This window comes from Candidatus Latescibacterota bacterium, from assembly GCA_019038625.1.
Lineage (GTDB): Bacteria > Krumholzibacteriota > Krumholzibacteriia > Krumholzibacteriales > Krumholzibacteriaceae > JAGLYV01.
In genome coordinates this window covers 1-9,486 of the sequence record JAHOYU010000260.1, presented here as the reverse complement: position 1 = coordinate 9,486, position 9,486 = coordinate 1, and the positions used below count along the sequence as shown (strand labels likewise).

Sequence of the window (9,486 nt, the reverse complement as noted above, 5' to 3'; positions counted from 1 at the left end):
CGAGGACCCACGTGAGCTTCTCGAGCATATAGGCCAGGGTCATCGTCGAGTCGGGCAGGATCACTCTCTCTACACTCGAATGACTGATGTCTCTCTCATGCCAAAGGGCGACATTCTCCATCGCCGCCATGGCGTTGCCCCTGAGGAGCCTTGCCATTCCAGCCACTCTTTCGGTCAGGATGGGATTGCGCTTGTGAGGCATTGCGCTCGAACCCTTCTGTCCCTTTGTGAACGGCTCCTCCACCTCGCCTACCTCGGTGCGCTGCAGGCCCCTTATCTCTGTGGCCATCTTCTCGAGAGAAGCGCCCACTATGGCAAAAGTAGAGAGATAGTTAGCGTGCCTGTCACGCTGGATTATCTGGGTGGTGACCTGAGCAGCCTTCAGTCCGAGTTTCTGCATCACGAATTTCTCGACTCTATAATCGGTGTGAGACATCGTTCCTACTGCCCCAGTCATCTGCCCCACCGATACTTCCTCGATCGCCCTCTCGAGCCTCTCGATATTTCTTTCCGTCTCGGCGTACCAGACGAGAAGCTTCAAGCCGAAAGTCGTCGGTTCGGCATGGATACCGTGGCTCCTTCCGGTGATCGGCGTGTGCTTGTACCGCAGGGCCTGGCGCTTCAGCACCGTACGCAGACGCTTGAGCTTGCGGAGGTTGACCGCTCCGGCCGCCTTCATCTGGCAGGCAAGCGCTGTATCGAGCAGGTCCGAACTGGTCATCCCGAGATGCAGAAAACGGCCCGGCTCTCCGATATATTCCGTCATGTTGGTCAGGAAAGCTATCACATCATGCCTGGTCTTCTTTTCTATCTTAAGGACCCTTTTGATATCGAAATCAGCTTTCTTTCTTATCGCCCTGGCGTCCTTCTTCGGGATGATGCCTATTGCGGCCATGCCTTCACAATAGAGGACCTCGATCTCCTGCCAGAGTCCATATTTATATTCATCGGTCCATATATCTGCCACTTCGGGAAGTGAATAGCGGGGAATCAAATCTCCTCCTTCGTTACTGTATCAAATCATCAGGCCCGATCCTGGGCCTCCACGAGATGCAGCTGTACACTGATAGTACTTCCATTTCGCCACAGGACGATGTCCAGGGAATCACCCACCTGCAGTCCGAATATCTCTCTTTCGGCCTGTGGCGCTCCGAGAATAGTCGTTCCGTTTATCTCGATAATCACGTCTCCGACCTGGATGCCGGCCGCCTCTCCCGGCCCCCCCTGCTCCAGTTGGGTAACTACAAGACCCGTTGTGAAGGGAATGTTCAGCTCCTGTACGATAACCGGAGTGAGCTCTCTTATTACAAGGCCGGTCCAGACGGATCTGAACCTGCCGTACTGCCTCAGTTCCTCCATCACCATCCTCGCGGTGTTTACCGGAATGGCGAAACCCATCCCGATATTGCTGCTGCCACTGCTCGAGGAAAAGATGAATGTATTTATACCGACGACGAGCCCTTCGCTTGAGACCAAAGGCCCACCACTGTTTCCGGGATTGATCACCGCGTCGGTCTGTATCATATCCTTGAATATCTGCACCGATCTCGATCCCTGCTTCACGTCCCTGTGCAGGGCGCTGATCACTCCGGCAGTCACCGTCGCCTGATTGTCATTGAACAGATATGTAAAAGGACTTCCGATGGCGATCACCGGCTCGCCGATCTCGATCCTGTCGGAATCTCCGAACGGAGCATATGGAAGTTTTCTGCCCTCGATCTTGAGAAGAGCAATATCGAATTCAGGAGTCGACCCGACGAGGATGGCGACTACCTCGGTACTGTCCTTCATCGTAACAAAAATTTCTTCCGCGTTGCGGACCACGTGCTCGTTGGTGAGGATATAGCCGTCGGGATTGACGATGACACCGGAACCGTAACTCGGATATTTCTGTCTGGTCAGCCGGGGACTTCTGCCCCTGAACAACTGAAACCACTGGTCCGAGGCCTGGTTGGCATATACCGTCTGGGTCCTGTAGGCGGTGACTGAGACGACTGCAGGGCTGACCCTGTACCTGGCGGCGACAATGGCCTCTCCACTGAATATCCCTGTACCGCCCGTAACGATATTGCCTGACGACTCGGGCAGGAAATCATCGTCCTTCGAAACCCTTGTCAACAGGGTGATCGTGATTACAAGCAGGGATATCGAAAGGCCGAACATCAACCCCACGATCACCGGAAAGAACTTCGACCATTTAGATTCGAAAGACCTCACCCGCAGATCACCTGCTTCTTTTCAACTACCTGTCCAAACCGTTTCATCCAAACCCCTGGGGTCAAGAAATCACTTCCTCATCTCAAGTGCTACTTCTTCACCTTTTCCCAGTCAGCAAGAAAACTGTCGATACCCTTATCCGTAAGTGGATGTTTGATCAGCTGCGCGATCACCTTGAAAGGGATCGTCGCCACGTCCGCACCGAGAAGAGCCGATTCATATACATGCTGTACGCTTCTGATGCTGGCTACGATGATCTCGGTAGCAAAAGCGAAATTACCGTAGATCTCCACCATGTCGGCGATCAGATCCATGCCCGGCTGTCCGATATCGTCCAGCCTGCCGACGAACGGGCTCACATAGGTAGCTCCGGCCTTCGCTACGAGCAACCCCTGATTTGCCGAAAAACAGAGTGTGGCGTTGGTCTGTATTCCCTCGGCACTGAACATACCGATCGCTTTGACCCCCTCCATCGTACAGGGGACCTTGATGATGATATTATCTGCCAGCTTGCAAAGCTCTTTTCCCTCGGCGAACATACCGTCCGCTTCGAGCGAGACTACCTCGGCACTTACCGGACCCTCCACAATCGAGCAGATCTCCTTCAGGACCTCTCTGAAATTACCATCTTCCCTGGAAAGCAGTGTAGGATTGGTAGTTACACCATCGAGCAGCCCCATTTTCGAAGCTTCCCTGATCTCGTCCACATTCGCGGTATCGATAAAAAATTTCATCTTTTTCCTCCCCCTGTCCACCTTCAGTGGTTCATTTTATTCCGTATTCTCGACTGTCATAGTTCAACAGGGATTACCCCCTGAAAAGAAACAAGAATTATACATATATGGGCCCCGGCTAACAACCAATTTCGGAGTCAGATCGCAGAAAACAGCTCCGCGAGTACAGAAAAAAAGCTCTGCCAGTGCAGAGAAAAACATCCCCAGTGCAGGAAAAAACTCCGCCGGTGCTTCCTGTCTGGTAGATTCTTGAATCACATGGTGTATTTTAATAAGTTACGCCCATAAGATAGAGTCCGTTCGGTGGCAATGTCCTGCCCGCAGCCTGCCTGTCCCTGGCCTCGATCAACTCGTCCATATCGATATCCTTTCCCATTCCCACATCGAGGATCACACCAGCAATCGTCCGGACCATATTATAGAGGAAATGATCGGCGGTCAGCGATATAGTCAGCAGAGGGCCGTTCTCAAGAAGATCGGCCTTCATCATGTAGCACCGGGTCGACTTGATATCGCTTGAAGAGGCAAAGGATGCAAAATCTTTCTCGCCCCTGAGTGTCGCCATGGCGGTCCGCATCGCGCCCTTGTCCAGATCAGTTCTTACGTAATGGTAATATCTCTTCCACAGGGCGGTCTTTCGGGTGATGAATATATAGTTGTAACTTCTGCTCGTGGCGTCGAAACGCGCGCTGAAAGACAGAGGCACTTTTTCCACATGTCTCACCAGGATATCCCTCGGCAGCTTTGCTGTCAGAGCCTTGCGGAGTACGGTGGGACCATGCTTCGTCTCCAGGCGGACGCTTGCCACCTGCCCCACGGCGTGTACTCCCGCGTCTGTCCTGCCCGCGCCAGTTATCTTCACATCTTCGCCGGCTATCTCGTGGAAAGCGCGGTACAGCTGTCCCTGCACGGTTTTTCTGTCAGGCTGAATCTGCCACCCGTGATAACCCGTGCCATCGTACTCTATGGTCAGCTTGAAATTTTTCATCCTGCTTTCTTCCATGGGCGGATAATAGCAGAATGCGAATCGATTTCCAAGTTTCACTATTATGAGGCCTCTGGAGCAACTATTTATCATCAGAATGTTGCAGGGATAAATACCTGTTTTTCAGAATATACAGGGACTCGGAGAAAGAAGAGTAAATAACAGGAAACTACAGGAAAGTCTCTTCGCCCTTGCCCAGACAGGGCGTCGCCGGGTGGAACGAAGATTGCATTTAACCAGAACTGTATTTCAAAGTATGCCTCATATCTAAAGCCTCGAAGACTATTACCCCAGGATGAGAACAGACCTACGGAGGCGCTTGTGTCCATCGGATTGTCTCCGGAGTCGAGACACTTCGCTGTGAAGGATGTAGCATCGCGGGGATGAGATCGGTCTTAGCACTGAGTATGGCGTCGGGCATGGCGTCAGACTGAGTCTGGTTGCCGGGCATGGCGCCAGATGGTGAGGTGCTGAAACCGGGCTTTACGAAAGAGGGAGATCAAATGAAAGTCACCTGGATAAAATAAAATAGAGAAATGAACGCTACCGTCAGACTAAAGTCACCGTTTTGCTCCGGCAGGCCTAAAGGAACTTTGAACTTTGCTGCTGCCACAGGAAATGATGAGACCCGCCGCCGGTTCAAGGAAGCACGGTAGCTTTGGGGAGGGGGCTGCCCAATATGGTGGCCCCCTGGTTTTTTCTGATCAAGATGATATTCCCTGAGCAGGATCGCCCCTGCCTGAGCACCACGATATTCCTCGAACTACACAACCGTTACCTGAGCAATACCATTTTTTTTCTCAGCGATTCCTTGCCGGCACGCAGGTAGTAGAAGTATACGCCTGAAGAAACTGGTGTCGCGTTTGTTGACGTTCCGTTCCAGACAGCCTTGTATGGTCCGGCGGCCTGAGCCCCGTCGACTATCCTGTCGATGTGGCGCCCGGCAGCATCGTAGATATCGAGAGTCACCTTTGCCGGGATTGGAAGATAGTATGATATGACCGTTGATGGGTTGAACGGGTTCGGGCGATTCTGGGCCAGCGAGACTTTCGCATCAGGCAGCCGCACCGCTCCTGATTCGAAAAGAAGCGTGTTCCCATCCTTCTCGACCAGAGAAACCTGATACAGGTATACCTGCCCCGCATGAACATCGAGGTCTTTGAAATCGTAAGTGTTGCCGGCAGGTTCGATCATCCCTGACATGACTTTTATCCAGTCCGGGGAAGCATCATCATCAGATGCATCATTACTGAAAGCTTCATCACCAGATCTGACCACCGCTCGTTCGACAAGAAATTCCATTCCGCGTGAAATCGACTGAAGAGTCCATTCGAGAGTGACTGCCCTTCCTTCTGGCAATACGCTCCAGGTCTGAAGCAGCGCGGGAACCATCCCTCCATCTGCGCCGATCTTTCCACAGTAGATATCTGTCTGAATGATCTCCCTCTTGTCTGTCCAGGCAATTATCGCCCCACCCGTCATGTCCCAGGTGACCACCGGAGCGTCCTGGACATTGACTTCTGTCGTCACCGGCATTCCCACTATTCCCCAAGCCAGGTCTCCGTCCATATCCACCTTCTGAGCGAATATATCTATGTAGCCGTTCCTCATATCGGTCCAGACGACTATGAAACCGTCCGTCCCATCCCCTGTGATCACAGGTTCGAGCTGATCACTGATCTCCTGGCAGACCGGTACTCCAGTGGGATTCCACTGCAAGTGACAGTACTCATCTATTTTCTGCGCGAATACTCTCTGTGCCCCGCTGAGCTCCTCATCCCATACCAGGACCAGTTCGTTATCACCGGTCACCATCATATCGGGGATGCCAAGGTAGTTGTAACTATACCCCACAAATTCGTAGCCCGGATCTGATCTCACCACCCCCAGAGAATCGATATACTGTACATCCAGTTCAAGGTCGACTTTCGAATCGGTAGGCGGGCCGAGAAGGATAAACGAACGCCAGACCAGAAACACTCCGCCGTCGGTTCCCGCGGCAAGGTAGAGTTCAGGGTTCCTGCTTGATTCCTCGTGAGTCTTGATACCATTCTCAGTCCATAGTGGGACCCCGTCGGCATCAAGACGCTGCGCACGGATCACACCTCCCGGAGTAGCATAGCTGGCCATACTCCAGGCAACGACAGCCCCCCCGTTCAGACCCTGGACGATTTCTGTATCGAATGGATAATCAAGAGAATCGCATACGACAGTGCCCGTACTAGCCCAGAGATTTGAACCCTCAGCAGAGATTCTCTGTGCCATTACCACCCAGTACAGCGAAGGGACCTCTTCCAGCCAGGAGAAATAGGATGAACCGTCCGGGCCGACGGCGAACCCGGGGCTGAGATCCTCATCGACCATGCCGCTGATCAGGATCCCCCCGGCAGTCCAAAGCATGTTCCCGTCCGGACCGATCCTCTGGGCATAGACCTGTGCAAATTCCTCGACACCCGACCTCGTATCCATCCAGCAGACGACCGCTCCACCCATACCATCAGGCAATGCTACAGGACTGTATCGTAATCCCTCAGAGTCGCAGACCAGTACTCCCCCTGCGGTCCAGAAAAGCTCACCAGCCGCTGTTATCCTCTGAGCATATATATTTTTTCCGGCATACCCCGTTCTCTCATCCGACCAGACGATTATTGCACCTCCCACTCCATCGGAGCAGATGGAGGGATCGTACTGGTTGAAATCTTCCGTACAAACTGCCGTTCCATCGTCAGTCCACTGAGCACTGGCCGAAATTGAATTAATAGTCACAACAATCAGAATGGACAGAATGAAAACCACTGCATTTTTCATAAAATCCAACTCCCCCTGGAATGACCTGTGTCCCTCACTTGAATGGGCCGGATACTACCATCCTGGCAGTCTCATACCTTCGGTAAGGCCTGCACATGACCGACTACACCAGTATAACACAGTTGGGCGTACTCTTCAGGTCGATTATATTGTCCCATTTGCTCTCGCAGGGAGTAACTCGCCTAGTAAGGCAGATCGGTCTCCAGCGAGTCCGCATCCCACCTGCCCAGAATGAACTGATCCGGCCTGAGCTGGATGACATTCCTCAACCATTCCTCGCTGTACCCCTCTTCGCGCGCCCTGCCGGGCTCCGACTGGATATAGCCATCATTGTATTTCCTTATAAGGTCATGGGCAAGCGTCCTGTACCTCTCGACCACATTATGCGACGAGGCATCGGTGAATGAAGTCAGGTAATCGGCAGCGAGCTTCGGATCTTTTTTGTACAGATCGCGCGCAGTCTTCTCCACGGCAGGCTGCATCATACTGAGATAATCCTCCAGCTCATTCTGAACAGCCTGGATGTCTTCCTTCATATAGCTGTACCTGAGATTGGCGTAGTTCGCGACAAAGTTGAAGACCCACCAGGCAGAATCCCAATCGAACTCGGCCATGTTTCCGTATCGGAAGGTCCTCGGGATCCTTTGATTGCAGGCGTAGAATGGTACGTATACGGTGAAGTATGTGTCGTCCACTCCATACCAGAGAATGCCACCGATAGCGTCGGGTAGATCGCGACGGGACTGGGACACGAAAGAGAATCCCGTCTGCTGGGTCGATATCGGTCTCTCCCATGTGAAGTCGCCCCCATCGATCTCCCAGTTCATCGGGCGCCACCGGTTAGGCGTTCCGAACGGCCCAGCGTCGACACCCTTTGTCATATCGTAATCGGTGCCTTCGTAATGGTCGCGCATCAGAGCAAAGACATCCTCCCTGGCCAGTTTTTTATCCGGTTTGATCCAGAGTGGATATGGCCTGGCTCCTTTGACTCCCCTGTGGTAGTCGGCCGGAAGTTCATTCGAAGGAGCGGCTCGCCGAAAGAGGCTCCACACGCGGGTAGCGCAGTATCGCAGCTTCTGCGGCGTGGCAGGACAGTAGGCTTCGTGAAACCTGAACGGTTCTCCCGAATCTGGATCGTAATATCCCTTCTCTACGGCAAAATCAATGACGTCCGATGAGTACAGACAGTTCTTTTTATCGTCCAGGGGAAATTCTCCGATCCTCGCCTTGTTCGCGTGGGCACAGATGTAACCGTCCGGAATCCTCATCGCCACCCAGTTCGCGCCCTTGGTGTCAGGCCCCTTTCCGATTATCTCCATGATCCAGGCTTCGTCCTTGTCACCTATCGAAAATGACTCTCCCTCACTGGCGTATCCATATTCCTCCACCAGCGCGCCTATCACCTCAATAGCTTCTCGCGCTGTCTTCGCCCTCTGAAGAGCAAGGCGCATGAGCCACCAGTAATGTATTCCCCCCTGCTTGTATATCAGTTCCTCCCGGCCGGTAAATGTCGTTTCACCGATAACGAGCTGATGCTCGTTCATCAGGCCTGTCACCGCATATGTATGTGCAGGCTGCTTCACTTTCCCCTTCACATTACCCGACCAGTCCCTGAGCTCGAAAACGTCATCCGGTCCGTGGTCCTCGGCGAGCGACATCCTCAGTATCGGATGAAATTCCCCATCACAGGTATAGGTGATCATCACCGACCCGTCAGCGGACGCACCTCTGGTAACAAGAAGGTTCGTGCATGAAAACACATTTGATAACGAGAACAGCAGAACAGGCAGACTTACAAAAAAAACGGCCAGAAATCTTCGCATCGTTTCCCTCCACTCAGGTTTTGTAGATGTCGACAAGCAACCAGCGATGATTATTGTACATACGAGGAATAGTTTTTCGCCAAAAAATACTACTGTGATACAATACAATGAACGGAGCCTGAAATCAAAACATCTTGACATCCCCTCGTTCAAGTGGCAGGAAATGGGATATGAGGGTACCCGTAAAAGGAGCAGACATGTCTATGATAATGATTGAGTCAACGTTAAAGAAAACAATCGCCGTATCGCTTGCTGTAGCGTTCATCATCCCCATCGCTGCCATGGAAGTCAGATCTGATTCGAAATATGCGAGCGTCCTCGATAACAAGCTGGGCCGGGCGAAGATGATTTCGCTTGCGGTCATGGAACAGGCTGGAGACCTCGGAGAAGGTATACGGGGACTCATCATAGATCCAGACCCGTTGATAAGGTTGCGGTGCGCAGAGGTCCTCGGGCGAGTGGACGACCCCCTTGGAACAATCTACTACCTGTCCAGATTATGTACAGATGAGGATCCCGATGTACAGAATGCCGCTGTATTCTCCCTTGGACTGGCCGGACACAGAAAATCGACCGAACAGATGACCCTCGAATCGATAAACGGTGTCCTGAAGTCCGCCCCTCTGGAAATCAAGATAACTGCGCTGCGGGCTCTGGGCCTTACGAAACTCCGATCGGCATCCGAATTGATCGTTCCTTACCTCAGGAATTTCAACTCATCCCTGCGGGTAGAGGCAGTAATGGCCCTCAGTGTCCTGGGCGATTCATCGTCCGCGGAAGCATGTCTGATATCGATTCATGACCCAGCGCCACTTGTAGTGGCTTCAGCTGTCTATGCCATGGGCCGCCTTGGCTACTGCAGAGCCAACGACGAGATCATAGCCCTGCTGATGAACGAAGATGAGTCGGTCCGCATAGC

7 protein-coding genes are annotated in these 9,486 nt (G+C 52.7%); 1 reads left to right on the top strand and 6 read right to left on the bottom strand.

All coding sequences use genetic code 11. The annotated features are described in order from the left end of the window. From purB to KOO63_16445, 6 genes are all read right to left on the bottom strand, one after another. Positions 1 to 994: adenylosuccinate lyase (gene purB, locus KOO63_16470; GenBank protein MBU8923412.1), on the bottom strand; the 994-nt coding region annotated here is incomplete at its 3' end. A 29-nt stretch (positions 995 to 1,023) separates the two neighbouring features. Next, positions 1,024 to 2,217 carry a trypsin-like peptidase domain-containing protein gene (locus KOO63_16465; GenBank protein ID MBU8923411.1) on the bottom strand — a complete coding sequence of 398 codons (1,194 nt, stop codon included), beginning with the start codon at positions 2,215 to 2,217 and terminating at the stop codon, positions 1,024 to 1,026. 89 nt (positions 2,218 to 2,306) lie between these two features. After that, complete coding sequence (gene fsa / locus KOO63_16460) at positions 2,307 to 2,951, bottom strand: fructose-6-phosphate aldolase (protein MBU8923410.1); 645 nt, start codon at positions 2,949 to 2,951, stop codon at positions 2,307 to 2,309. A 268-nt stretch (positions 2,952 to 3,219) separates the two neighbouring features. Next, entirely contained in the window at positions 3,220 to 3,939 is a 720-nt protein-coding gene (gene truA / locus KOO63_16455) for a tRNA pseudouridine(38-40) synthase TruA (protein MBU8923409.1), read from the bottom strand. Between the two features lie 771 nt (positions 3,940 to 4,710). After that, positions 4,711 to 6,744 carry a T9SS type A sorting domain-containing protein gene (locus KOO63_16450; protein MBU8923408.1) on the bottom strand — a complete coding sequence of 678 codons (2,034 nt, stop codon included), beginning with the start codon at positions 6,742 to 6,744 and terminating at the stop codon, positions 4,711 to 4,713. Positions 6,745 to 6,926: 182 nt separating this feature from the next. Continuing rightward, positions 6,927 to 8,567 carry a C69 family dipeptidase gene (locus KOO63_16445; protein ID MBU8923407.1) on the bottom strand — a complete coding sequence of 547 codons (1,641 nt, stop codon included), beginning with the start codon at positions 8,565 to 8,567 and terminating at the stop codon, positions 6,927 to 6,929. Between the two features lie 170 nt (positions 8,568 to 8,737). On the opposite strand from KOO63_16445, the gene KOO63_16440 reads away from it, so the two are divergent. Beyond that, a partial coding sequence (locus KOO63_16440; protein MBU8923406.1) for a HEAT repeat domain-containing protein occupies positions 8,738 to 9,486 on the top strand: 749 nt, incomplete at its 3' end.